Raw genomic sequence first — 25,725 nt, 5'->3', positions numbered from 1 at the left:
TTACATAGCAACACTTAATTCATACCTGTGCAAATACCCAGCATCTTTAGAAGTTTTGACTAGCATAAATTAAAGCCTTTACTTAAAACCCTATACATACTTTTATCTGCAATTAATTTCTCATATAGTTTTTTATATATTTTAGCAGATTTCTCCCAACTATTATCTTCCTTCATACCATTTTTAATTATTCTATTCCATATACCTTTTTCTTCATATAATTTTAGTGCTCTATTAATTGCATAGAACATTTCTTGACTATTGCATTTGCTAAAGCTAAATCCATTGCCTTCCCTTGTTACTTCATCATAGTTTTTTACTGTATCTTTTAGTCCTCCAGTCTCCCTTACAATTGGAATTGTACCATATCTAAGGGCAATTAGCTGAGCCAATCCACAGGGTTCAAACATAGACGGCATTAAAAACATATCTGAGGCCGCATATATCTTATGTGCTAAGGATTCGTCATATAGAATGTTAACCGATAGTTTAGAGGAATATTTTTTAGCAAAGCTCTTTAGCTTAGATTCTATTATTGGATCACCCTTACCTAAAATTACTAATTGAATATTTTTAGACATTAGCTCATCAATTATATCTATTATTAAATCTATTCCCTTCGCACCTACTAACCTAGTAACCATTCCAATCAAAGGGACAGATATTTTTTTAGGAAGTCTTAATTCTCCTTGAAGTTTTGCTTTGTTTTCCTTCTTTTTCTCTAGTGTATCTATATCGTATTTATCAAAAATATTATTATCAATTTTTGGATCAAATATTTTATAATCTATACCATTTGTGATTCCATATAACCTTTTTCTTTTCGCCTTCAAAACCTCGTTTAGTCCTTCTCCGTAATGCTTGGTCTGGATTTCTTTAGCGTAGGTTTTGCTCACAGTAGTAACTAGATCGGCGTAGTTTATCCCGGCCTTCATAAAACTTATATTACCATAGGATTTTAGAGCATCGTCCTTATAATAGCGCTTTAAATCTAAATTTAACATATCCTCTAATATATTTTTAGGAAAATTTCCTTGATATCTTAAATTGTGAATAGTGAATATGGTTTGTACATCCGATAGGAGAGTTTTATTTTTACTATACTCCTTTATGAGGGGACAGATCATTCCGGAGTGCCAATCATTGCAATGAATAATATCAGGGATGAAATCTATGTTTTCTACTACAGTCATTACTGCTGTACATAAAAATAGAAACCTCTCATGATCATCATGAAATCCATATAATCCATCTCTATTGTAGTAATATTCATTGTCTATAAAATAGAATGGAATTCCATGGTATTCCATTCCTTCAATGCCACAGCTCTGATTTCTCCATCCTAGTTTAACTGTGCAGCTAGAACAGATTGTCATTTTTCTCTTGAAATTATCATCAATATCTTTATATTTGGGCATTAAAACCCTTACATCTATCCCTTGCTTTTTTAACTCCTTTGGTAGTGCAAAGGCCACATCCCCTAGTCCTCCTGTCTTTGCAAAGGGGAATGCCTCAGAAGTTACAAATAAAACCTTTAACATTAAAACACCTCCTAACTATGAATATATTATGGACTCTTATCTATAATTACTATATTATTATCTTTGTCATATATCCTATATCCAGACTTTATTAGAATGTCACTCATTACAATTGCCTTCCTAATTGTTACATTCTCTCTAATTACTGTATCTGGCATAATTACAGAATCTATTATCTTAGATCCTTTTCCAACGTAGACACCAGAAAATATAACTGAATTGCGCACCTTTCCATGAATGACACAGCCTCCACCTAAAAGCGAAGATTTTACCTGTCCTATACTACTAATATATGGGGGTGGATATCCTAAATCTCTTGTATAGATTCCCCAATCGGGGTTGTAAAGATCTAACTTATTATTTTCTTTTATCAAATCCAAATTCGCTTCCCATAGGCTTTCTACAGTCCCTACATCCTTCCAATATCCTTTAAACTCATAGGCATACATTTTTACCTTGTCCATAAGCATCTTTGGAATTATATCTTTTCCAAAATCATTATTTGACTCCTCATCCTTTTCATCCCTAGTCAAGTACTCTTTAAGTGTTTCCCAGTTAAAAATATAAACCCCCATTGATGCTAAATTACTTTTCGGAAATTTAGGCTTTTCTTCAAATTCTGAAATCCTGCTTTCACTATCAATGTTCATTATTCCAAATCTACTTCTTTCCTTTAAAGGTACCCTTATGCAAGCGACGGTAGCCCGTGATTGCTTTTTTTTATGATATTCAAGCAATAGAGAATAATCCATTTTGTAAACATGATCTCCAGATAATATCAGCACGTACTTGGCATTATATCTCTCCACAAAACTTATGTTCTCAAAGATCGCACTGGCAGTTCCCCTATACCACCTTCCGCCCTTTGGCCCTTCGTAGGATTGTAATATAGTAACCCCTCCATTTTTTACGTTGAGATTCCATGGACTTCCACAGCCTATATGTTCGTTTAGCTCTAAGGGCTGATATTGGGTAAGTACACCAACGGTATCAAATCCAGAATTAGAACAGTTGCTTAGGGAAAAATCAATCAGCCTATATTTCCCACCAAAATATACAGCAGGCTTAGCAATCTTATTTGTAAGTTCCTTTAATCTAGAACCACGCCCACCTGCAAGAATCAAAACGACCATTTCTTTACTAATTTTTCTCATGTTTCCGTCACCTCTTTTTTCCTCCCCGCTTTATCTTATGTGCAACTAGCTATATTGTTGAAAAAAATAGAGAGTCCAATTGGACTCTCAGTAAAATAAAAGTTAATTTATTCGATTATTTTTTCTAATATTTCTATTAGATCACCATCATCAATTTTATCTGGCATTACAGAGTTACCTTCTATAGGCTTATCATCTCCGCATATTATCCTTTCCCTAAGTGGAAAACTGATTTCAGTTTTCGTATTCTTTAAAATAAAATCATCGGTTCCTCCCCCAGCACCTGCTGTAGGCATCCCTACTGTTTTTCCTCTATTATTTAACTGAAACCATCTTGGGAAAAAGTCTGACCCACTGGAACATATCGAATTCGTCCTAACAATAACCTCTCCATGCCAGATATTTTTCAAGTCTATCTTGTCACTGATAAGTTTGAAATCTCCTATACCTGATGTTCTCATGCTAGTCTCAGAATCAATAGAATCATAGAAAAATTTAAAATCCTTATTTATTCCAATAGCATATGCTAGGTACAATACTTGATCGAATGCTCCCCCAGCTGTATCTTTAAGATCTAAGACTAAGATGTCAGGCTTATCCTTCAGTATTTTACTTAAGGTTAAATCCAAGTCCTCTTGGTTCCAGTTATAAAAATCCCTTGGATGTAGAATTGCAATCTTTTTAGATTTAATAGTTCTAAAATAATATAAAAGTGATGGATTGCTATAGCTTACATCCTTTGGTATCTCTTCTAATGAAGGTTTCATACCTTTCGTCAACAATACTAAATCGTTTTTTTCATACTTCTCAAAATCAACTGTCGCACTGCAATCCTTCCATTGAAGTACAATATCTTTTACGTTTCCATCTTTATCTTTAAACGTTATTTCTACATCACTAAGTTCATCTCTTATAGGTTGAGTTGGGTACTCCATGGGAAACTTTCTTGCAGCAAGTTCCATTGACCCATAGGATGTCGACCTAGGAATTTTCTCTGAAAAGGATTTAATTGCTTTTATTGCTTCCTCTCCATTAATCTTTACTATTTCGTCTCCTTCCCAAATGTTATATAAATATTCGTTATAGACTTTCCCTACATAAACCTTATTATCTTTGCCTACTGTCATTATTAAGCCAAGGAACTTTCCTTTATTTCTTAGATAAAGCTCACTGTCCAGACTCCATGTAACATGCCCATCGGGGAACTTTGATAGGAGTTTTCTAATTTCAGAAATAAATTGTTCTTTACCTCCGCTCCAATCTATTGAATCTGAATATTCTATAGATTCATTAAAAAAACTCTCCCTAGATTTATTCAGTTTTCGTTCAAGATATATGTACTTATTTGCTAAAAGCTTACAGGCTTCAATATAGTCTTCTTTATAAATATTTACATCTTCAATCGGTGTTTCAATAGCTGTTTCATTGCTCTTTTCTTTCACGCTATCACTTTGTATCTCATCCACTTGGCTTCTACACGAAAGTAGAAACAAGCTTGAAATCATTATTGTGATCAACATCAATACTTTTTTCATGTCCAGACCCCTTTCCCCTTTAAAATCCATACCATAATTTGGACATTTCCTATTATACTGCTATCCCTATTGCAAATCAACGCTCCCATGATAAAATAAAGACTTTTGTAAGAATTTAAAGGGAAGGCTTTGCATATATACATAATCATAAATATAAAAAACCACAGCAATTATCCAACGATTTGTTTGCTGTGGTCTTATTAATATCTATAACAACCTAGATATAGAATTTTCATTTTTATGTCTAACTATTTAGCAAAAATAATTTATAATAATATATTCTAAATGATATTATTAACTACTTTATTATCTCAACCATGTCTCCATTTTTAAGTCCAGCTGCGTTTCCTTCCTCTAAATCAACATGGAATTCTAAAGCATAGCTTGGGTTAACTCTAGCAAGTACGTTTTCAAATACTAACCCTCTTTTACCTTCAACACGTACCTTTACTATCTCTTTATCTTCAATACCAAACTTCTCCCCGTCACTAGTGTGCATATGAATATGTCTAGCCGCTGCAATAATTCCTTCAGTCATCTCAGCTTCACCCTTTGGTCCAACAATCTTTGCTCCAGGGCTTCCAGCTAAATCTCCAGAATCTCTAACTGGAGGCTTAACTCCTAAAGTAAATCCATCAGCAAATGAAATCTCAACCTGAGTGTTACCTCTAGCAGGTCCTAATACTCTTACCCCTTTTATAGTTCCCTTAGGTCCTACGATGTCAACCTTCTCTTGACATGCATATTGTCCTGGTTGAGCAAGGTCCTTAAACTTTGTTAGTTCATAACCTTCTCCAAATAATGCTTCGATATGTTCCTTGCTTAAGTGTATGTGACGGTTTGATAAGCCTACTGGTACTAATTTTTTGCTCATGTTTCTTCCTCCTTCAAACAATGTTGTATACATAATACATTATTATAATACCATATAATTATCGATCTTTGTCAAATATTTAATAAAAATTCAACGAAAATTTTTTAAACTAAATTATAACTTTTCCTGCACGGATTTTACCTTACCGTCCATACTTGAGACTTTGTCTCTTCTATCATCAATTTTTATGCTTGTTGACACTCTTAAAGCTCCATTTTTGAATGGTACCTCGTGCATTTTTCTTATGGTTTCAAGAATCTGGTCTAAATCTCCTTCAACTATGGTTCCCATTGGGGTAAGTTGATACTTTATGTCCTCTACTTCCTCTAAAACTTTGTGACAATCAGCAACATATTTACTGAGGCTCGTGTCCTTTGTTCCTAAAGGTACTATTGTGAATTCAACTATTGCCATTTTTCTATTTCCTCCTTTATATTATTTGCATATTTCCTTGCCAATATCATATGCTTTTTTTAGTATATCCTTTCTTTCTGACATTGAAAAACTGTCTGTATCATCAACAAGAAGTTGTTTTGATAACTCAGTATTTACGGATCTAAAAAATAGGTCGGCTACAGCTAAGGCTCCAATAAAGCCATCTTCATTCTGTTTTGCTCCACCAGTACAAATAAATATACCCTTTCTTTTTTTATACCTATCAATTAAGGGCTTCTTATATATGTACTTACTTGCCCAAAGTGCGTGGCAGCGATCAATCATTGTTTTGCTTATACTGCTTACAGAATTGAAGTATAGTGGCGTTGCAAGAATAACTACATCGGCTTCATCAAATTCTTTAAATAGCTTGTTCATGTCATCATTATATATACAATGACCTATTTCACCGCATTTATAACATCCTATGCAATGGTTTATTTTTAGTTTTATCAGTTCATATTTATTTATTTCACTGGTATATTCTCTAATTCCCTTTAGAACTTCTTCTAATAAAACATCGGTATTTCTATTAATCCGAGGACTTCCTAATAAAGCTAATACTTTCAATTTTACCTCCATAAAGTGTTTTTTCTTATATAGTATAATACTCTCAATAAATTAACAATACGGAATTCTATTTAAACAGTCATTATTTTCCTGTAAATTTATTTATTATTTTTTCAATTTTATGTTTTTATTCTTATTTATTGGATATAAATATAATAGATTTTCAAGATGAACATTATTTAAGCACATAACGGAAATTAATAATATAGCGCGAATAATATTAAGAATATTTATAAAAACTAATACATATTGTTAAAAGCAATAGTTTAGTCTTAAAGATATGAATTTTCCTATGTGTTAACTAAAAAATAAATTTAAATTTTGAGGAGGTCATATAATGAAAACATTAGGTCAATTTTTACAAACTGGAGATTGGAAAGGTGAAAAACACGTTCCTGTTATACAGGCACCAGATAAAGTGAAATCAGGTGAAGCTTTTGATTTAAGAGTCTCTATAGGTGATGAAATCAAGCACCCTAATACTTTAGAGCACCATATTTCATGGGTAAAGGTATTCTTCCATCCTGAAGGAGCAAAGTTCCCTGTAGAAATAGGTAATTATAAGTTTACTGCCCATGGCGAAGGTGAAGTATATGATGAGCCAGTAGCTATTACAAATGTTAAGATAAGTAAATCAGGTACACTATATGCACTTAGCTATTGTAATATTCATGGACTTTGGGAAAACAGTAAAGAAATAGTAGTTGAATAAAAACGAGAGGGATATCGAATCCCCCTCGTTTTGGTCAGATTTTTCTTCGAAAAATGACCTTATAAAGTAAAAGCCCCAGTAAATGGGGCTTTTTTAATTATTATATTACGAAGCCATAGCTTTTTCTAGCTTCTCTAAATGTTGTAAAGGAAACTCTCTAAGTAGTTCCTTAAATTGATCAACTGATAGTCCTTCAGTAGTAGTGTATATTCTTATCTTTTCATCTACGCCTGCACTAATGAAGTTTTGTTTAATAGTTTGAAATTCAGCTTGTGTAGCCATAAAATCACTCCTCAAAATTGTTGTTCTCAACACTTTATCCATTATTAGTATTAGTGGTTTCGAGGATTTTATACTACATATACTAAATTTCCACAATTATATATAACCTTACTATTTTTATCATTTTAAATAAAATCTAAATTATTCGTATACTTCTCTTTTTAGTGAAGCTATAAAAGGCAGATTTCTATACTTTTCAGCATAGTCAATGCCATATCCTACAATAAATTCATCAGGAATTTCAAATCCTATATAATCAACTTTAATGTCTACTTGTCTTCTCTCAGGCTTATCAAGAAGAGTACATACTCTTATACTTTTTGGATTACGAGATTTCAAGTTTTCTAGTAAGTACTTAAGAGTTAAACCAGTATCGATAATATCTTCCACTATCAAAATATCCTTATCTTCTATACTAAAGTCTAGATCCTTGTTTATTTTTACAACGCCTGAGCTTTCAGTTGAAAGTCCATAGCTGGAAACTGCAATAAAATCTACAATAATTGGTGTGTCAATCTTTCTAATAAGGTCACTCAAAAAAACATTGGCGCCCTTTAAAACTCCTATTACAATTGCATCTTTACCTGCTAAGTCTTCAGTAATTTTACTTCCTAACTCATTTACTTTTTTCTGGATTCTTTCTTCCGAATATAAAACTTCTTTTACGTCATTTCTCATCTACAACACCATCCTTAGTAGTTACTATAAATACTAATACTAATATAATAACATAAACTAAACATTTTTTCGAATTTTTATTTTAATATTCGGATTTTAATTTTCATCTTCTTCATTATCTACTTTGTCTCTTGCCTCATATTCAGCCAAATTGATTACTTTTCCCCTCTCATCTTTTGCTTTTTCTTGTTCTTTCCCCTCTTCCTTTGTAGAAGTATACTTGTCTAATTCCTTTGAAATTGATGTAATGACATATATCGCCACCATTGCATCATCAACAAATCCAAATCCTAGCACAGCCTCAGGTATTAGGTCTAAGGGAGAAATTACATATATTATCATAGCTATAACTAGTATTTTCTTAATTATTCTGACCTCTTTATCTAATAAGTACTTATACAAAACTGATATTCTCTTAAAAAAGTCAAAAATGGCCTTAAAGTAATTGGAACTACCATACTTAGTTTTACTTTTTTTCTTAATAATAATCACTCCTTTAATTAGCAAAATAAATTGATCATTATGTCATTTAAAAATTTATTATATTAATTATTATTCACTATCTTCGCTTAATTTCCTTCATTATTATATATTTTTTATGCAAAATTCTTGGGCACATTAAAGAAAAATGATAATCAATTTCATAATTTATGTTTAAAAACTTATTAACCTGGGAACATATTAAATAGGTAAATTTGATAATTGAATAATAGCAAATTGTACAATACATATATTGACTGCAAAATGATAAAACTAGTAAATAGAAATGGCATAAAACTCTTATATTTTGATTACTTGAATATTATTTAAGCTTCACCTATACAAGAAATCAAATGTAGATTTATGAATGCATTCTATATAAATGTCAAATTTACTAAATCAATTTATGAGATTTTCTATAGATAAACAACATTAAGATCCAAAATAAATTTCTGAGAAAATAATGAACGATTCTACATTTTTCCTTTGAACTTTATTAAACCTTGAAGTTGCTTATCTCTAAAATGATTTAAAAATTTTAATTAGGAGGTTTTTTTAAGTATGGTTGAAAGATTAGTTGGAGCTACTGCTCCAGATTTTGACATGAAAACAGCACTCGGAGATGCTGAGAATTTTAGCAAGGTTAGTTTGAAAGACTATAAGGGAAAATGGCTTGTGCTATTCTTCTACCCTTTAGACTTTACCTTTGTTTGACCTACTGAAATCACTGGGTTCAGTGATAGGTTTGAAGAATTTAAAAAGCTAAATGCTGAGGTACTAGGAGTAAGTACTGACAGCATATTCTCTCACAAAGCATGGATGAATACCCCAAGAGATCAATTTGGCCTTGAAAAATTAAACTTCCCACTAGCTTCAGATATAACTCATCAAGTTTCCAAAGACTATGGTGTATATGTAGAAGAAGAGGGTATTGCTACTAGAGGTTTATTTATTATTGATCCCGATGGAGTTATTAAATATCAAGTAGTGCATGATCTAAGTGTTGGTAGAAGTGCAGCTGAGGTTCTAAGAGTTCTACATGCCCTTCAAACTGGCGGATTATGCCCTATGGATTGGGATATAGGAGATGATCTTTTAGAGGTTTAAGAAATACACCATAATTGATTAAAAAATGGCCCCATAGCACGGACAAGTCTATGAGGGCCTATTTTATTATCTCAATATATTCTTTTACAGCTTAAAGAAATCTTCTATATATTCTGGTACAGATTCTTTAGCATTTTCATTTATTATATTGACCTCTACTCCTCTACTTTTGGCTCTTTCTACCATGAAGCCTGCAGTTGAAGTATAGAATGATGTTCCTACTACTAATAGTACATCAGCAGAATCAATTATTTCCATAGCTTCTCCATAGCCTGGAATCATATCTTCATACAGCACTACATTTGGCTGAAGTATCTTGTCGCAATCCGGGCAATAAATTGAATTATACACCTCATCAAAATCATATTCTTTATTGCAATCGGGACAAAAGACATAAGTAAGATTCCCATGGATTTCTAAAACCCTTTCACTCCCTGCCCTGTTATGTAAAGAATCAATATTCATTGTTATAATCGGAATATCATATTTTGCTAGTGCCTTATGGGCCTCATTGGGCTCAGCAACTTTAATTTTTCCTCTAAATTCTTTCAATATATTATAGAAATCCTTAGGATAACTGTTAAAATAACTTCTACTTAACTTTTCTCTCAAATCACCAAGTTCTACAAAGGTTGGAATTCCACTATCCCTTGAAATCCCTGCTCCTGTGAAAGCTACTAATCTTTTCATTTCTTTCACTCCCTCTCATAGATATTTATAGTTTATTAAATACAATAGAAATTATGTTCAACAAAATCTTACAATATCCTTTATTTTTATCCAATTCTGAGGCTAATATTTATATTTCTATGCATAATTTTGTATGAATTTGCAGTATTTTTACTATTTCCACGGTAATAATTGAACAGCACTTTTTAATAGAAAATTTTTACTTTGTTTGCCTTTAGCTTTTTCTAGAAAACTAATTTCTATGTAAATAATCTGCCTCTTCATATTCTAGTTTACTATATAATTCACCTTTCTCGATTTAACTTAGGTTGAAATCTTACTTTCTTCTAAATATAGTCCTTTTTCTTGTAAAAAATCCATTAAAAGCTTACCTGTATTTCCTGTAATTTTCAAACAATTTTTCAGATGTTCTGGACTTTCAAATGGATATGGATTTAAAGCACGACAACAAGAAGTACCAAATTCGTTTACAAATCGTTCATGGAACTCACCAGCGCAATCATAGGCAGAATAACGATTATCTTCAAGAGATGTTCTTCCTTCAATCATATTCAGGGCCATAATCGAACTCGTTAATGCGCCACACATACATCCAGTTCGACCCATTCCATGTCCAAATCCTGTTACCAATTTCACTGTTTCAGGACTAATTTCTGGAGCTAGATACTCTCTAAATGTTAAAAAAATTGCCTCTGCACAATTATATCCTTCCTTAAAGTAGTTTCCAGCTTTATTCCGCGCTTCCAATGTAATATCTTTATTCATTAATCTCCCTCCCCAAGGTTTAGTGCTCATTGTTTTATGTCTTTAATATATTTTTAATATTATCTATCATTTATTTAGTTCTATATATTTATCTTTACTTCCTTGTTTCTAAATGGTGTTTTTTAGCAATTTATCGTTAAGCTGTCTTTTATTCCATGTACTTTTGCAATATTTGTGAATTTAATATAGGGAATATAATATTCCTCAAGCTCTTATTCTCATATGTCTCACTAATCCATATCCATGATCAAATACTTCTTAAAAAATAGAAAATAGAGCCTAAGCCCTATCCCATACTAGCTCTCATATATTGTAAAGTATTAAAAAGAGGTTACAAATTTTTAGTAAATCAATCTACTATGTCCAATTTTAGTTTTTTATTATATTATCTATATCAAATCTAAATCCATTTAATTCCCATTCATTATTCTTCACCATAATCGTTAATCTAATCGTCCCATTCCCATTATCAAATTTAGCAGCATATTTCAAATTAAATAAGTCTGCACTGTCTTGATTTCCCAAATATTCGTAATGAGTATATGTAGCATTATGTATCTTACCAGCAAAATCATTTATCCGCTTAATATTCACTTTGAACTCTTCATAAGAAATAAACGTTTTAGCATAATCTCCTAATACATTGTAGAATTTTTCTCTTTCATCATTATTGTAATATTTTTTAACTTCATTAATTAGGTTATTTCTAGCTTCTTTATTAATTATGCTAGGTAGCTCCTTTTCATTTTTTTCATCTGCAACTGGTGTTCTAAAATTAAAAAAATTAGAAATAATCATGATACCTAATAGAAGTATAATAATATAATTCAGTACTTCTAGTTTTTTAATTCTTTTTAAGATTGTTCTTTTATCAATGTCAGTTACTATTTTATTTTCCTTCTCTTCCACTGAAAATTCAATTTCTTTGTTATCTTTATCATCCAAAGTTAAATTTCCCCTTTCATTAATATAGGACTCTATAAATATCAGCATTACTTTTATTCTAAATCATCATATTCTTTCGTATAAATATTGTATGATTTTAGAGATTTTATATACTAGGATGCAATAAAGTATGTGTAAAGAAATATAAAATTGGATTTAACTTGTGATATTTCCTGAATTTATATATTATTTTATAATCAATACAATACTTCACACCTATCATTCAGTAACTTAAATTCTATTACTTCTACCAAAGGAACTTTAGTTCTTTGAATACTAAGAACCTTTAATTTATCCAGCCCATAAATCGGCTTTATCGTCTTTATTAGATGGTCTGGTATGTAAAGTTTCTTTAAGTTCTTTAGGTTGCTTAATGGCTCTATATTATCGAAACAATCTAGCGGTGCTGAAAAATCTAACTCTCTTAATTGATATAACTCTGATAAAGGTAACAAATCAGTAATTTTGCAAAAGTCAGCATATAGGACCTGTAAGTTTTTTAAACTTTTTATCGGTTCAATATCTTGTATTTCTGTTCCCGAAATGTTGAGATAGATTAAGTTGCTAAACATAGTAATCCGTTCAATATCATCCATTAGCATATCTTCAAATTCAAGTCTCTTTACTAAATGCGGATTTAACATATAATATTGAAACTTATCTCCAAAATACCCTTTAAGATAACTCTCTATCTTATGCATTTATATTCCCTTCTTTATAGTAAATATTTCGATTATGTATATAGGTATTTCAATTTCTTATATATATCTTTCTCCTCTGATAGCTTCATATTCACATAAAAAACACCTGCCAAAAAGCAATAAAATCATAGGGACAGGTACATCGATTTAAATAATACAATCAATTTACCTTTCTCCATGATTTTGCTTGTATTTGCTAGTGATACTTTATCTAATATTATAGCCTCACTTTTTTTAATAAAATCTCTTATTCAATAAATTTAAAGTATTCGTATATATTTGATGTTGTTTTGCTTAAACTGTTCATTAGTAGTAGTTTTAACTCATCATCAATTTCTAGATTATTTATTGATTTCTTTATAATTTCATTCTCCTCAGCTATACGATTTACATCTTTAACTATATCTTTAAACCAACTCATTTGAAATAACTTGTCTTTTATATCATCAAAGAAAATATTGTTATGAGCAAGAATTTCAGCTAAATCTTTCAAGCAACATATCTTTTTATCAATAATTCTTTTATTATCTTTTGTTATTGTTAATTTTGTAGCACTACAATCAATTATTGATGTCTCAAACTTCTTGTTATTCTTAAATAGTTTAATAATATCTAGCTCATTCTCTTCTATATCTAATTTTCTTTTAGTATAAATGGCATTAAAATCTTCCTCTTGCTTATTTATTATTTTATAGTAAATAGGTAAAGCTTCATTAGATACCATTTTTTGATAACTCATTGTATTATAATATACTATAAAAATTAGTGTTATTGTAGAAATAAGCGGTGTAATTATCCCACCATAAAAACCTCCAAATTCTGACCATCTTGCATGATTTGAAGAAAACTGAAAGCCGAAATTATTTGCGTATATAAGTATAATAAATAAGTTTACTATAAATATGCTAATAAACAACATCAGTATCATTTTATTATTCTTATGCATTTTCTTATTCCCTCCAAATCTCTTTTTCCAATACATTGAAATCAAAATTAATTTTAGGTTGATTTTCTATAACTTTTATTAGATTATTAGCAGATTTTGCAAATTTATTTTTATCTGTTTGAAATTTCTCATAGTAAACCAAGTATTTCTTTATGACGTTAATTACTCCTTCATTAAATTTATAAATTAGTTGTTGATTAGCGTCATTTAGTTTATATTTTCTTCTTGCTTCCTCAGTTACCATTATCCTATACCTATCTATATGATAAAGATGATTGTCCACTATTCTTACTGCATAAAAAACACCTTGAGAATCTAACAAATCTTGATCTTCTTCAGTTTTCTTTTTTCTCTTATATGAAAAATTACCATTTAAAAATTCTCTGTGGAATTCTTGTTTATCATTATAGCTTTGATTTGAAGAAATGTTTTTTGAAAATTTTTCATTATAAAATTTGTCTATATTTTTAAATACTATTTCTACTTTTTCCAAAACTTTTTCTATTAACTCAAGTCCTTGCCAGAAATCATTAAGATACATGTATAAGGGCTTATATTTTTTAGATTTATCTTGCTTATTAATGATAAATGTAAAAAACTCAAAGTTCAAAAATATGTGTCGAATTAATATAAATCCAGCAGGTTGTAAAGATAGCGTTACCCCTTCTCTTATCAAATCATTTTTTTCATATTTTAAATCATCTTTATCATGAATTAAGCAATTTGATATTCCAACTATGTTGTTCCAGTAATATGTATTAATTTCATATCTATTTCCTAATACGAGGTTCTTAATTGCTGATATTAACTCATCTTTTCCATATAAATCTATGAAATCATTATGCACCTCTCTAATATTGACTTTTGATTCAAATTCAGCATGATCATAATTTATTAAATCGCTACTTCTATTAAATAAATAAATCAATAGCATACGGTATATATTACAATTTGGTTTTACTGCAAAATAACTATCTATCAAATCATTAAGTAAGGGTGAGTAACTTGAATCATGATTACTATTGTCTCTGTTTTGATTATATAAATACTCAAGAATATGATGATATAATATTGAATTTACTGAGCGTCTAAAATGTTCATACTTTTTATTGTACTTGCAAATTTTTTCAATATCATCCTTGTTATAACAATTTGTAAAAGATGACCAGAAGTCCTCAATCCATCTAATATCTCTATTAAAAATATTGATAAACTTGTGGTGAACTGACAGTTTCCCCTTAATCATTTGAAAAAAATCTCGTACATACTCTTTATCATCATCATTATACTTTTTTAGATTATTAGATAACCTATTTTCAAATATTTCAAAGTGATTATAGTTTCTAAATTGCATAGTAGCGAACTTTTCTCTTTGTAGTCGATGTGGATTTAGCTCTAGGTTTTCTAGTGCATCGTGTAGGGTATTTCTGACTACAAGTACAAATTTTATTGAGTCAATAGGACAGTTTAATTCTTTGGCTGGATTTGATACTTCTAAATATATTCTATTAAAATACTCTAGGAATGCACTTTTAAAAAGTTCATATCTAATTACGTCTAAATTATCAAAGTGTATTATTATTTTTTTCTCCTCATGCTTCTCACAATAATTGATAAAATATAATATAAATAGCTTCAGACGTTCTTCATCATTCAAGTAGTACTTGATTAACTTTAGATATTTATTACTATATCCTTTATATTTCTTATACTTAGCAGAGTCAAAACTTTTAATATTATTCAGTTCAAATGATAAGTCAATAAGTTCATCTATCCGATCTATTACATTTTCATTTCTATTATTAACATCATCAGTACATTTATTTTTCATGAAGTCACCCTGATTTATAAAAAAATCTGCTAATAAATCTAAGCCTATACATTGATTAACTTCACATGAATTTTTATGTTCGCATCTTTTACAATTTTTCTTAGCAGACCAATCACATATTGTCCTATTCATATCACTCAACCAATTTTTAATTACTATATTTAATGGTTCAATAGCACTCTTTTCAAAATTATTAGCTCCATTCCCAATATCTACAATAAAATTCTCCATTCTATTCTCATTATTAAATTCTATATCTTCTTTTATCCATCTTAAAAAAGTTGATTTGCCGTGTCCCGACTGTCCGTACAGAATTATAAAGGGTTCAGATGAATTAATTTTTTTAATAAACTCTTCTCTGCATTCTAATATGTCTTTCCCTATAATTAATTCGTTTTCCTTAAAATTATTCCAATTCATAGTGCCATCATACAAACTACTAAATAAATTCCTTTTCATAATATCCCCCTGAAATTATTTTAATAATGATATTATATAAAAAAGTTCATTTTCCTTTGACTTTTTTTGTAATTTTATGTAATGTAATGAATTACAGTCCAATTTTCTCTTAATGTTCTCTTGTGATAAATAGTTCAACTTTTTATTTCTGTATATAAATCTGTCCTCTTCAAACCCATATACACACAAAAAAACACTTGCTAAAAAGCAAGTGTTTATGTATAAATTATAACGAGTAAGTCTATAAGCCGAGTTCTGTATCTGATAGTCATCTATCTAGGCCTACTGTCGCCAGCAGGCTCGTGCGACCTACCAACGGGACGGGAACGAGCAGCCCCCTTTTTTAGTCCCTACTTGGTCTTGCTCCAGATGGGGTTTACAGAGCCAACTAGTCGCCTAGTTGCTGGTGAGCTCTTACCTCACCTTTCCACCCTTACCAGCCTAAACTGGCGGTTTATTTCTGTTGCACTATCCTTGGAGTCACCTCCACTGGGTATTACCCAGCACCCTGCTCTATGGAGCTCGGACTTTCCTCATCGCTAAAGCTTAGCGACGCGACCATCTGACTTACTCGCAATATTTAATTTTAACGACAAGATATATATTAACACATATATATACTTATGTCAAAATGTAAAATTATCCATTTACAACAGATAACACCTGATTATATAAAGAAGTGTTTCTTTTAAATCACCTTAAATGGATTTATATTTATTTCCGAAGTAGTAACCTCAATAGCAAAATTGTTTTTCTCAAATTCTTTTAGCAGTCTGTCCTTTAAAGGTATACAAATTATGTTCTCTGTTTCATAGTGTCCAGCGTCAATTATACATAAACCTAAGTCTGAGGCTAGTTGAGCGTCATGATATTTTATATCTCCTGTAATATAGCAGTCACATCCACTTCTAGAAGCAGTCTTTATATATTCACTGCCGCTACCTGTACAAATCCCTATTTTCTTAACAGCTTGCTGTTCATTACCTATTACCTTTACACTATCAGCACTTAAAACGTTTTTGACTTCTAAAGCAAAATCCTTTAAAGTTTTTTGAGTAGCTAACTCCCCTATTCTACCAATTCCTAAGGACTCTATATTGTTTTCTAATGGTATGACATCGTATGCTGCTTCTTCATAGGGATGGGCCTTTAACATGTCATCTAAGACACTACTAAGCTTATTTCCAGGCACTATTGTTTCTAATCTGTATTCATCAACCTTTTCCAACCTATTAATCTCACCAATATATGGGTCTGCCCCTTGTAATGGTTTAAAGGTCCCTACGCCCTTGCTTTGAAATGTACAATGACTATAATTGCCTATGTTTCCTGCACCTGCAAGACTAATAGCTTCCCTTACATCTTCAATGCTATTTTCTGGAACAAATACCGCAAGCTTATAGTATTTCTTATTTTCAGTTATGCTTAGTGGCTTAAGGTCACTTAAGTTTAGCAATGATGCCAAATAGTCACTTGTTCCACCAATGGCAATATCTAAATTTGTGTGAGCACAATATAAGTTAATATCATTTTTAATTAGCTTATTAATGATTCTTACTATTGGGTCCGATGACAATAATGTTTTGAGCGGTTTAAATATTAATGGATGATGTGTGATTATCATATCAATTTCTTTTTTAATAGCTTCATCTATAATTTTATTGTTTAGCTCAAGGCATACCATGATTTTTTTTATCACTTTATTTTTATCTCCTACCTGTAATCCTACGTTATCCCAACTTTCAGCTAAGGAGATTGGGGCAATCCCCTCCAGGACCCTCATAATCTCGTTGCATTTTACAGACATGACTTCACTTCCTTAAGCTTTTCTATTCTTTCTTTACATTCTAAGAACTTCTCTTTTGCTTTTTCAGTATTTTCGTTCTCCACAGTCTTTAAAATTCCCGTATATTTTCTTAGTTTAGCCTCAATGAAATCACTAAGATAAGGATCTTCATTTTCAATTAGCTTATCTCCTATTTCATAATAAATATCATTTTCTATTTCCATTTTCCCCTTAGTAACAACTAATATTTCATATAGTTTATTACCTTCCTTAGCCAATCTTTCATTATCAATCTTAAAACCATTTTCACAAAGCCATTTCCTTAGCTCATCCTGTGCAACCATAGGCTGTAAAATAAGAGTTTTTACTGTTCGAACAACGTCTATACTTTCCTTTAATATATCTCGTATTAATAGTCCGCCCATTCCTGCAATTATTACTGTGTCAACTTCATTGGCCTTAAGAGGAGTCAAACCACTTCCTAGCCTAGTCTCAATGTGCTTATCATATGAATAGCTTTTTATGGTCCTCTCAGCATTTTTCAGTGGACCCACGTTTATATCCGCCGCAATTGCTCTTTCTACAATCTTATTTTCAATTAAATATACCGGTAAGTATGCATGATCTGTTCCAATATCAGCTATAGTTCCCCCATTTGGAACTAAGTCTGCAATCGTCTTTAACCTTTGAGTAAGTTTCATCTTTATACCTCATTTCATTTATATGTATAAATACTTTATTTTTCTAATAGGTTTATAATTTCCTATGTGCCATAAAAAAATAATAAATAATAAATAAAAAGCTTAAATTCGACAAAAATTATTAATGAGGTGATGTAATGAAAAGGAGAATATATAACGAAGATAATCAGCCAAAATCTAAGCTTGTTCATTTCAGTTGGGGTGGAAAAACCCATGAATGGGAAGAGGAAGCGGATCAAGTTATGAATTTCAAACAAGATCAATTGGATGATAAGGAACCTAAGAAAGAGAAGGAAAAGAAAATAGAGTATGGCATGAATCAACAATACTGGTTAGATAAGAGTGATTCAGAATAACTAATTTCTTCTTCATTTGAAGCTCATTCTAAATCACTCCGGGGCAAAGCTCATAGGATACCTTTATGAGACAGCCCCATCTAAAATCATACAAAAAACGAAAGGGCTATATGCCCTCTAATTTTTATTCTAAATAGTCTTTTAATTTTTTACTTCTACTAGGATGCTTTAGTTTTCTTAAAGCCTTTGCTTCTATCTGTCTAATTCTTTCTCTTGTAACATCAAACTTCTTACCAACTTCTTCTAGAGTCCTAGCTCTTCCATCTTCTAATCCGAATCTTAGTTTAAGAACTTTTTGCTCTCTAGGCGTTAAAGTATCTAAAACTTCTATCAGCTGCTCCTTAAGCATTGAAAAAGCAGCGGCTTCTGCAGGTGCTGGAGCATCATCATCTGGAATAAAGTCTCCTAAGTGACTATCTTCCTCTTCTCCAATAGGAGTTTCAAGTGAAACTGGTTCTTGAGCGATTTTAAGAATATCTCTAACCTTTTCAACTGTCATGTCCATTTCCTTAGCTATTTCTTCCGGGGAAGGCTCTCTTCCAAGCTCTTGTAATAACTGCCTAGAAACTCTTATAAGTTTATTTATTGTCTCAACCATGTGAACAGGTATTCTTATAGTCCTTGCCTGGTCAGCAATAGCTCTAGTTATTGCTTGTCTTATCCACCACGTTGCATAGGTACTAAATTTGTAACCCTTTCTCCAATCAAACTTCTCAACAGCTTTAATTAGTCCTAGGTTACCTTCTTGAATAAGGTCAAGGAACAACATTCCTCTACCAACATACCTTTTGGCGATACTAACAACCAATCTCAAGTTTGCTTCACACAATCTTCTTTTAGCTATTTCTTCACCATTTTCCATTCTCTTAGCCAACTCGATTTCTTCTTGTGCAGTAAGTAAAGGAACTTTACCAATTTCCTTCAAGTACATTCTAACTGGATCATCTATGTTAATGCCCTTTGGCAAGGTTAAATCAAAGCTAACTTCTTCTTTAGATTCAGTGTCGTCATCATTTATCTCTATTACATCATCCTTATCACCGACTACTTCAATCCCCATAGAAGTCAATGAGTCATAAACTTCTTCAACCTGTTCTTTATCTAAATCAATATCTTCAAGTGCATCCATGATTTCAGTGTAAGTAAGGAGACCTTTCTTTTTACCCTTTTCAATAAGCTTAGTTACCGATTGAACTTTATCTTTTTTCTTCTTTTCACTCATTTGACTTCCCTCCCTTCTAATCTATTTGACCTATTCTTAAGTTCTTTAGGTTTTTTCCTAATAATTGCTGCTTTCTTAATAATTCAATAATCTTCATTTTATCCCCTTCATCTTTATTTTTTGTAGTTTCTAATCTCTTTAATTCCTCTTTTATAAATTTAATTTCACTATCAATTTTAAAACGCTTTAATGATATTAATAATTCCTCTATAGTTTTATCTACATCATCGTATTGAACAACGCGCTTTTCCATTTCCTTAAGGCGCTTCGCTTCTTCAATATCCAATCTATCTATAAGTGTATTAAAATCAATTTTGTGACTACTCTTATATATTTCCCTTATAATGCTAAAAACCTTCATTAAATTTTCATTTAAAAAGTCATGCTCATCTATTTGTGACGTTATCTTATCATAATTAGTTTTACTTGATAAACATAAAGATATGATGCTTTTCTCTATTTCTTCAGAACCATTTTTTTCCATCATTTTCATTGGCTTAAATTGCTTTTCATATTGCCTTGATTTAGGGCTAAAATTTCTATTCTTTCTATTATACTTAGTTTGATTTTTTTTATCACTATTATTACCATAAATTTCCGACTTTATAACATTTGGAGCTACTTTAGCCTCCTCTGCAAGTCGTTTGGAATAAATATCTATTTGCACAGGACTTTTTAAATCCTTTATAACTTTTATAGATTCGTTAATAAAAGATATTCTTCCTTCATTTGAGTTTAGATCATATTTAGACTTAATCTGCTCAATTTTGTAATCGGTTAAAGGTAAAGCACGCCTTATCTTGGCTTTGAATTCATCGGTTCCAAAATTTCTAATATAGTCATCAGGATCCATTTTATCACCCAGGCTTATAACCTTGACCTTACAGCCAGCTTCGTTTAATATATCCATTCCTCTTATTGTGGCAGCTTCTCCTGCAGTATCAGCATCATAAGCAATAATTACTTCTTCACAATACCTCTTGAATAACTGGGCGTGATTTTTTGTTAAAGATGTTCCAAGTGTTGCCACTGCATTTTTTATTCCAAATTGATACAGTGAAATCACATCTGTATATCCTTCTACAACTACAAGCTTTTTTTCCTTTCCTAGTTCATTTCGAGCTAGGTTAAGGCCATATAAAGTGTTACTTTTATTAAATATAGGGCTTTCAGGAGAGTTAAGATATTTTGGAACAGAGTCATCTAAAACACGTCCACCAAAACCAACAATTTTTTTCGTTGTGTTAATTATTGGAAAAATTACTCTGTTTCTAAATCTATCATAATATCCCTTTTTTTCTTTGCGCTTAATGACTAAACCAGCTTCATAAATTAGCTCTTGGGCGTATCCTTTAGTTAATAAATATCTATTTAATCTTTCCCACTCATTAACAGCATAGCCTAGTCCAAACTTCTTAATAATGTCTATAGTCAATCCTCTATTTAATAAATATTTTATTCCATCATTTTTATTCTTCACTAAATTTTTGTAGAAGAATATAGCGGCTTCTCTATTAATTTCATATAATTTATTTTTCTTACTTACTTTTTCACTATTTTGACTGCTATCTTGATATCTGGATAGATCAATGTTGCTTTTCTCAGCTAAAAGTTCTATTGCATCAATGAAATCAAGATTTTCAATCTTCATTACGAAATTAATTATATTACCTGCTTCTCCACATCCAAAACAATGAAATAGTTGTTTATCATCAGAAACAACAAATGATGGTGTTTTTTCATTATGAAATGGACACAAACCCTTATGGTTTCTTCCAGCTTTTTTTAGATTAATATATTCAGATATAATATCTACAATATTATTTCTTTGTGAGACCTCTTCAATTAAATCATCTGAATATCTTATTGACATTAAAATCACACCTAACAAAAATCATTAGTATAGAGTATCATAGTAAAACTTAATACTTTAAAATTGAATACTATATACATATGTTCTCTATTGCTTAAACATTTCCTTTTTAAATTTTTATGATTTTTTAATTAAGTCGTAATATATATTCTCTGCTTTTTAAGCAATATATATTTATAATCCCTAATCAACCCCCAAAACTGACTTTAGCAAATAAATTTGCATCGAAATTTTTTACACAAAATTACAAAGTCAAACATTATTTTAAATGAATTTTTTCTTATGATTCCAATATTCGACATTATTCTTTAATATCCTTCTTATTTATGAAAATCATAATTAATTCAATTTTCTGAATAATATCTTTGCTAATTCAAGCACTCTATTTTCAATACTATACCCAAAATTTCGGCACAAATAATTCTAAATATTTATTTATAGCATACCTATCGGACATACCAGCAATATAATCCTTTACATTTTCTTCTACTTCATCGGAGTCTACTATCGTATTGTATATTTCCTGTGGGAGTTTGTTGGGATTTTTACAGAAATAACTATATAACTGTAAAATAATATTTTGTGCCTTCTCTTCTTCCTTCTTTGCTTCCTTATTTAAGTAAACATTTTCAAACATGAAATCTCTCAGTTTCTTTGTGCTATAATGAACTTGATCGCTCATCATGATGGTATCCTTACTAAAGCTTTCTCCGATTACATCTCTTATCATCGTATTTATTCTATCTCCATGGGTATGACCTAACACCTTTGTGCAATCCCTAGGTAATGAACTTATATCTAAAACTTTAGCTCTAATTGCATCATCAATATCATGATTTATATATGCTATTCTGTCACTAAGCTTAACGATTTGACCTTCAAGAGTTGACGGTACTTTTTCTCCTGTATGATTTAAAATACCATCCTTTACTTCATAGGTTAAATTTAATCCACCTTCTTTATACCCTCTTTTTTCTAGTTTTTCTACTACTCTTAAGCTTTGCTCGTTATGTTTAAATCCTCCTTTATGGATTAGATTTAAAACATTTTCACCGCAATGCCCAAAGGGGGTATGACCAAGATCGTGTCCAAGAGCTATTGCTTCAGTTAAATCTTCGTTCAGTCTTAGCGCCCTTGCAATGGTCCTTGAAATTTGAGCAACTTCTAAGGTATGTGTCAATCTTGTTCTGTAGTGATCTCCTTCCGGAGACAAAAAAACCTGAGTTTTATGCTTCAATCTTCTAAAAGCCTTTGAATGAATTATCCTATCCCGATCTCTTTGAAAATCTGTTCGAACATCACATTTTTTTTCTGGAAATTTCCTACCTCTAGAATTACATGATTTGGACGAATATTCAGACAAAGTATCCAGTTCTATCCTTTCACTAATTTCCCTGATATCCATTAAAATACCCCTCTTTTAATAATTCTAATATTCAAAATCTTATAATTCTTCATTCCAAATTTTTCTCTTATATAGAGTTCATATAGCAAAACTTAATTTATACATATCCAAATACTCGATATCTCTAAGAGTTTTGGATTTGCATAAATTAATAGTTTTACTTGAATCTCTATACAATATTTATTGCAAAAATTTCAGATTATGAAAATTTCCTGTTAGATATATATACAACAATTTTTTCCTAAATCCTTCATAAATATTTTTTTAACTAAAAAAAACGACTATTGTCGTTTTTTAAGATTGCTAACAAAGTTAACAATGTTTTAGGGTGTGACATAAATAACTAGAGGTGAGCTGAACTCACAAAATATCTTTGTGAAATAGCTCCCCTACACACTATGAACTTACTACAAGCCAAAGCTTATCTGTTTTTTATAACAGCTTGAGCTGCTGCTAGTCTTGCTATAGGCACTCTAAATGGAGAGCAGGAAACGTAATCTAAGCCTATTCTATGGCAGAACTCTATTGAGTCTGGATCTCCACCGTGTTCTCCACATATACCTAGTTTTATATCTTCCCTAGTAGATCTTCCAAGCTTTATTGCCATTTCTACTAGTTTACCTACGCCTGATTGATCCAATCTTGCAAATGGATCCTTTTCGAATACTTCTTTTTCTCTATACTCGTTAATAAATTTCCCACTATCATCCCTGGAAAATCCAAAGGTCATTTGAGTCAAATCATTTGTCCCAAAGGAGAAAAACTCTGCATGATTAGCTATGTCATCTGCTGTAAGGGCAGCTCTCGGTATTTCTATCATTGTTCCAACCTTATAATTGAACTTAACGTTTCTTTCCTGCATAATTTCGTCAGCAGTTTCATTAACTAACTTCTTTATAATTTCTAACTCTTTTTCATGGGCGATTAGTGGAATCATTATCTCAGGCTCCACATCTATTCCCTTTTCCTCTATAACATGAATTGCTGCATATATGATTGCTTTTACTTGCATTTCATAAATTTCTGGGTACGTGATAGCAAGCCTACAGCCTCTATGTCCTAACATAGGATTAAATTCCTTCAACTCCTCAATAGTTTCCTTTAATCCATCATAGTTAAGATTTAAGTCATCAGCTAGGGCCTTGATATCCTCATCCTTATGAGGTAAAAACTCATGTAGCGGTGGATCAAGAAGTCTTATTGTAACAGGTCTTGATGCCATAGTTTCAAATATTCCAATAAAATCCTCCCTTTGGAATGGTAACAGTTTATTTAGGGCCTTTACTCTATCTTCCTTATTTTTAGCTAATATCATTTCTCTAACGGCTAATATTCTATTGTCTTTAAAAAACATGTGCTCAGTTCTACAAAGACCTATTCCCTCTGCACCAAACTCTACAGCTGTTTCTGCATCTCTAGGAGTATCGGCATTTGTTCTTACCTTTAATCTCCTTATCTCATCGGACCATTCCATTATCTTTCCAAAGCTTCCAATTAGCTCAGCGCTCTTTGTTTCAATAACACCTTCATATACGGTACCAGAGTTACCGTCTAAGGAAATATAGTCGCCTTCCTTAACTTCTATATCATCAATCTTAAACACCTTATTGTATTCATCTACTCTTATCTCACCACATCCTGCTACACAGCACTTGCCCATTCCTCTTGCTACTACTGCAGCATGTGAAGTCATTCCTCCCCTTGTTGTCAGTATCCCTTCAGCATTAACCATACCTTCAATGTCCTCTGGAGAAGTTTCAACTCTTACTAGTATAGCCTTTTCTCCTCTACGAGCTGCCTCTACTACCTCTTCTGAAGTAAAGTATACCTTCCCCGTTGCTGCACCTGGAGAAGCCGGTAACCCCTTTGAAATCTTTCTAGCCTTCTCTAATTCATCAGGCTTAAAGGTTGGATGTAAAAGCTGATCTATCTGCTGGGGATTTAATCTCATTAAAGCAGTTTCTTTATCAATTAACCCCTCATCTGTCATTTCAACTGCTATATTTACAGCAGCCTTTGCAGTTCTTTTCCCTGTTCTCGTTTGTAATAAGTATAATTTGTCGTTTTCTATAGTAAATTCAATATCTTGCATATCTTTATAGTGTTTTTCTAATATCTTAGTAACTTCAACGAACTCGTCATAAATATCTGGCTTTACATCCTTTAGCTCCGATATAGCTTTTGGAGTTCTAATACCAGCTACGACATCTTCACCTTGGGCATTAATAAGGAATTCGCCAAATATTTCCTTCTCACCAGTAGATGGATTTCTTGTGAAGGCTACCCCAGTACCAGAGGATTCTCCCATGTTTCCAAATACCATTGACTGGATATTTACTGCTGTTCCCAGATAGTGAGGTATCTCATTTATATTTCTATAAACAATGGCTCTAGCATTATTCCATGAATCGAAAACAGCTAGAACTGACATCATCAATTGCTCTTTTGGATCCTGTGGAAATTCTTTTCTTGTTTCTTTCTTAACAATCTCTTTGTACTTACTTACTACTTCCTTTAAGTTTTCAACAGAAAGCTCTGTATCATCTTTTATTCCATTAGCTTCCTTAACCTTCTCTAATATATTATCAAACTTATACTTACTTATACCAAGAACTACATCACCGAACATCTGAATAAATCTACGGTAACTATCATATGCAAACCTTGGATTCCCGCT

24 protein-coding genes and 1 other RNA gene are annotated in these 25,725 nt (G+C 31.3%); 3 read left to right on the top strand and 22 right to left on the bottom strand.

Translation table 11 applies throughout. The annotated features are described in order from the left end of the window. Nucleotides 1-59: 59 nt before the first annotated feature. The 6 genes from glgA to R9X47_RS00100 all read right to left on the bottom strand — a co-directional run bounded on the left by glgA (nt 60) and on the right by R9X47_RS00100 (nt 6,109). Complete coding sequence (glgA, locus tag R9X47_RS00125) at nt 60-1,541, bottom strand: glycogen synthase GlgA (protein ID WP_432664629.1); 1,482 nt, start codon at nt 1,539-1,541, stop codon at nt 60-62. A 26-nt stretch (nt 1,542-1,567) separates the two neighbouring features. Further along, nucleotides 1,568-2,695: a glucose-1-phosphate adenylyltransferase gene (locus R9X47_RS00120; RefSeq protein ID WP_432664628.1), complete on the bottom strand. Its 1,128-nt coding sequence runs from the start codon at nt 2,693-2,695 to the stop codon at nt 1,568-1,570. Between the two features lie 107 nt (nt 2,696-2,802). Beyond that, a complete protein-coding gene (locus R9X47_RS00115; RefSeq protein WP_432664627.1) occupies nt 2,803-4,230 on the bottom strand; it encodes a S41 family peptidase in 1,428 nt (475 codons plus the stop codon). A gap of 298 nt (nt 4,231-4,528) precedes the next feature. Continuing rightward, a complete protein-coding gene (gene pduL, locus R9X47_RS00110) occupies nt 4,529-5,104 on the bottom strand; it encodes a phosphate propanoyltransferase (RefSeq protein WP_432664626.1) in 576 nt (191 codons plus the stop codon). A 114-nt stretch (nt 5,105-5,218) separates the two neighbouring features. Then, nucleotides 5,219-5,518, bottom strand: coding sequence for an MTH1187 family thiamine-binding protein (locus R9X47_RS00105; RefSeq protein WP_432664625.1), 300 nt, complete (start codon nt 5,516-5,518; stop codon nt 5,219-5,221). 21 nt (nt 5,519-5,539) lie between these two features. Beyond that, nucleotides 5,540-6,109, bottom strand: coding sequence for a flavodoxin family protein (locus R9X47_RS00100; protein WP_432664624.1), 570 nt, complete (start codon nt 6,107-6,109; stop codon nt 5,540-5,542). A 337-nt stretch (nt 6,110-6,446) separates the two neighbouring features. Here R9X47_RS00100 and R9X47_RS00095 point away from each other — a divergent pair, with 337 nt between their 5' ends. Continuing rightward, complete coding sequence (locus R9X47_RS00095; protein WP_432664623.1) at nt 6,447-6,821, top strand: class II SORL domain-containing protein; 375 nt, start codon at nt 6,447-6,449, stop codon at nt 6,819-6,821. Nucleotides 6,822-6,926: 105 nt separating this feature from the next. Here the strand turns inward: R9X47_RS00095 and R9X47_RS00090 are convergent, their stop codons facing one another. The 3 genes from R9X47_RS00090 to R9X47_RS00080 all read right to left on the bottom strand — a co-directional run bounded on the left by R9X47_RS00090 (nt 6,927) and on the right by R9X47_RS00080 (nt 8,183). Continuing rightward, nucleotides 6,927-7,103: a hypothetical protein gene (locus tag R9X47_RS00090; protein ID WP_432664622.1), complete on the bottom strand. Its 177-nt coding sequence runs from the start codon at nt 7,101-7,103 to the stop codon at nt 6,927-6,929. 141 nt (nt 7,104-7,244) lie between these two features. Continuing rightward, the gene (gene hpt / locus R9X47_RS00085; protein ID WP_432664621.1) at nt 7,245-7,781 is read right to left on the bottom strand and encodes a hypoxanthine phosphoribosyltransferase; all 537 of its coding nucleotides are present in this window, start codon (nt 7,779-7,781) and stop codon (nt 7,245-7,247) included. A 96-nt stretch (nt 7,782-7,877) separates the two neighbouring features. After that, nucleotides 7,878-8,183: a YkvA family protein gene (locus R9X47_RS00080; RefSeq protein ID WP_432664620.1), complete on the bottom strand. Its 306-nt coding sequence runs from the start codon at nt 8,181-8,183 to the stop codon at nt 7,878-7,880. A 639-nt stretch (nt 8,184-8,822) separates the two neighbouring features. On the opposite strand from R9X47_RS00080, the gene R9X47_RS00075 reads away from it, so the two are divergent. Continuing rightward, nucleotides 8,823-9,368: a peroxiredoxin gene (locus R9X47_RS00075; protein WP_432664619.1), complete on the top strand. Its 546-nt coding sequence runs from the start codon at nt 8,823-8,825 to the stop codon at nt 9,366-9,368. Between the two features lie 84 nt (nt 9,369-9,452). Here the strand turns inward: R9X47_RS00075 and R9X47_RS00070 are convergent, their stop codons facing one another. The 9 genes from R9X47_RS00070 to R9X47_RS00030 form a co-directional block, all read right to left on the bottom strand. Beyond that, complete coding sequence (locus tag R9X47_RS00070) at nt 9,453-10,058, bottom strand: SIR2 family NAD-dependent protein deacylase (protein ID WP_432664618.1); 606 nt, start codon at nt 10,056-10,058, stop codon at nt 9,453-9,455. Nucleotides 10,059-10,361: 303 nt separating this feature from the next. Beyond that, nucleotides 10,362-10,823: a C-GCAxxG-C-C family (seleno)protein gene (locus tag R9X47_RS00065; protein ID WP_432664616.1), complete on the bottom strand. Its 462-nt coding sequence runs from the start codon at nt 10,821-10,823 to the stop codon at nt 10,362-10,364. A 369-nt stretch (nt 10,824-11,192) separates the two neighbouring features. Beyond that, nucleotides 11,193-11,768, bottom strand: coding sequence for a hypothetical protein (locus R9X47_RS00060; RefSeq protein ID WP_432664615.1), 576 nt, complete (start codon nt 11,766-11,768; stop codon nt 11,193-11,195). Nucleotides 11,769-11,965: 197 nt separating this feature from the next. Beyond that, nucleotides 11,966-12,469 (bottom strand): leucine-rich repeat domain-containing protein, encoded by a 504-nt coding sequence (locus R9X47_RS00055; RefSeq protein WP_432664614.1) that lies wholly within the window; start codon nt 12,467-12,469, stop codon nt 11,966-11,968. A 247-nt stretch (nt 12,470-12,716) separates the two neighbouring features. Beyond that, entirely contained in the window at nt 12,717-13,415 is a 699-nt protein-coding gene (locus R9X47_RS00050) for a hypothetical protein (RefSeq protein ID WP_432664613.1), read from the bottom strand. A gap of 4 nt (nt 13,416-13,419) precedes the next feature. Then, on the bottom strand, nt 13,420-15,705 hold the full coding sequence (locus tag R9X47_RS00045; protein ID WP_432664612.1) for a hypothetical protein: 2,286 nt from the start codon (nt 15,703-15,705) through the stop codon (nt 13,420-13,422). Nucleotides 15,706-15,933: 228 nt separating this feature from the next. After that, nucleotides 15,934-16,279: RNase P RNA component class A (rnpB, locus tag R9X47_RS00040), an RNA gene on the bottom strand. Nucleotides 16,280-16,393: 114 nt separating this feature from the next. After that, entirely contained in the window at nt 16,394-17,512 is a 1,119-nt protein-coding gene (locus tag R9X47_RS00035) for a Nif3-like dinuclear metal center hexameric protein (protein WP_432664611.1), read from the bottom strand. Further along, nucleotides 17,503-18,192, bottom strand: a complete 690-nt coding sequence (locus tag R9X47_RS00030; RefSeq protein ID WP_432664610.1) for a tRNA (adenine(22)-N(1))-methyltransferase — start codon at nt 18,190-18,192, stop codon at nt 17,503-17,505. The genes R9X47_RS00035 and R9X47_RS00030 overlap by 10 nt, the downstream gene beginning before the upstream one ends. Nucleotides 18,193-18,329: 137 nt before the next feature. On the opposite strand from R9X47_RS00030, the gene R9X47_RS00025 reads away from it, so the two are divergent. After that, complete coding sequence (locus tag R9X47_RS00025) at nt 18,330-18,548, top strand: hypothetical protein (protein ID WP_432664609.1); 219 nt, start codon at nt 18,330-18,332, stop codon at nt 18,546-18,548. A gap of 124 nt (nt 18,549-18,672) precedes the next feature. Here R9X47_RS00025 and rpoD read toward each other — a convergent pair whose 3' ends face one another. The 4 genes from rpoD to ppdK all read right to left on the bottom strand — a co-directional run. After that, entirely contained in the window at nt 18,673-19,770 is a 1,098-nt protein-coding gene (gene rpoD / locus R9X47_RS00020; RefSeq protein ID WP_432664608.1) for an RNA polymerase sigma factor RpoD, read from the bottom strand. A gap of 16 nt (nt 19,771-19,786) precedes the next feature. Beyond that, on the bottom strand, nt 19,787-21,643 hold the full coding sequence (gene dnaG / locus R9X47_RS00015; RefSeq protein WP_432664607.1) for a DNA primase: 1,857 nt from the start codon (nt 21,641-21,643) through the stop codon (nt 19,787-19,789). 394 nt (nt 21,644-22,037) lie between these two features. After that, complete coding sequence (locus R9X47_RS00010) at nt 22,038-23,048, bottom strand: deoxyguanosinetriphosphate triphosphohydrolase (RefSeq protein WP_432664606.1); 1,011 nt, start codon at nt 23,046-23,048, stop codon at nt 22,038-22,040. A 421-nt stretch (nt 23,049-23,469) separates the two neighbouring features. Further along, nucleotides 23,470-25,725 (bottom strand): pyruvate, phosphate dikinase (gene ppdK / locus R9X47_RS00005; protein WP_432664605.1); only part of this gene is annotated, 2,256 nt, incomplete at its 5' end.

Source organism: Wukongibacter baidiensis, assembly GCF_050888315.1.
In the GTDB taxonomy this organism is placed as follows: domain Bacteria; phylum Bacillota; class Clostridia; order Peptostreptococcales; family Caminicellaceae; genus Wukongibacter; species Wukongibacter baidiensis.
Note: the sequence above shows the minus strand (reverse complement) of the source record. Positions and strands in the feature narration are given on the sequence as shown.

Coding starts and splice junctions, on each gene's coding strand:
- R9X47_RS00030 (WP_432664610.1), bottom strand. CDS start 18,192: ATGAAACTTACTCAAAGGTTAAAGACGATTGCAGACTTAGTTCCAAAT.
- R9X47_RS00120 (WP_432664628.1), bottom strand. CDS start 2,695: ATGAGAAAAATTAGTAAAGAAATGGTCGTTTTGATTCTTGCAGGTGGG.
- R9X47_RS00065 (WP_432664616.1), bottom strand. CDS start 10,823: ATGAATAAAGATATTACATTGGAAGCGCGGAATAAAGCTGGAAACTAC.
- R9X47_RS00050 (WP_432664613.1), bottom strand. CDS start 13,415: ATGCATAAGAATAATAAAATGATACTGATGTTGTTTATTAGCATATTT.
- R9X47_RS00045 (WP_432664612.1), bottom strand. CDS start 15,705: ATGAAAAGGAATTTATTTAGTAGTTTGTATGATGGCACTATGAATTGG.
- dnaG (WP_432664607.1), bottom strand. CDS start 21,643: ATGTCAATAAGATATTCAGATGATTTAATTGAAGAGGTCTCACAAAGA.
- pduL (WP_432664626.1), bottom strand. CDS start 5,104: ATGAGCAAAAAATTAGTACCAGTAGGCTTATCAAACCGTCACATACAC.
- R9X47_RS00095 (WP_432664623.1), top strand. CDS start 6,447: ATGAAAACATTAGGTCAATTTTTACAAACTGGAGATTGGAAAGGTGAA.
- R9X47_RS00090 (WP_432664622.1), bottom strand. CDS start 7,103: ATGGCTACACAAGCTGAATTTCAAACTATTAAACAAAACTTCATTAGT.
- R9X47_RS00070 (WP_432664618.1), bottom strand. CDS start 10,058: ATGAAAAGATTAGTAGCTTTCACAGGAGCAGGGATTTCAAGGGATAGT.
- R9X47_RS00010 (WP_432664606.1), bottom strand. CDS start 23,048: ATGGATATCAGGGAAATTAGTGAAAGGATAGAACTGGATACTTTGTCT.
- R9X47_RS00025 (WP_432664609.1), top strand. CDS start 18,330: ATGAAAAGGAGAATATATAACGAAGATAATCAGCCAAAATCTAAGCTT.
- glgA (WP_432664629.1), bottom strand. CDS start 1,541: ATGTTAAAGGTTTTATTTGTAACTTCTGAGGCATTCCCCTTTGCAAAG.
- hpt (WP_432664621.1), bottom strand. CDS start 7,781: ATGAGAAATGACGTAAAAGAAGTTTTATATTCGGAAGAAAGAATCCAG.
- R9X47_RS00055 (WP_432664614.1), bottom strand. CDS start 12,469: ATGCATAAGATAGAGAGTTATCTTAAAGGGTATTTTGGAGATAAGTTT.
- R9X47_RS00105 (WP_432664625.1), bottom strand. CDS start 5,518: ATGGCAATAGTTGAATTCACAATAGTACCTTTAGGAACAAAGGACACG.
- R9X47_RS00115 (WP_432664627.1), bottom strand. CDS start 4,230: ATGAAAAAAGTATTGATGTTGATCACAATAATGATTTCAAGCTTGTTT.
- R9X47_RS00035 (WP_432664611.1), bottom strand. CDS start 17,512: ATGTCTGTAAAATGCAACGAGATTATGAGGGTCCTGGAGGGGATTGCC.
- rpoD (WP_432664608.1), bottom strand. CDS start 19,770: ATGAGTGAAAAGAAGAAAAAAGATAAAGTTCAATCGGTAACTAAGCTT.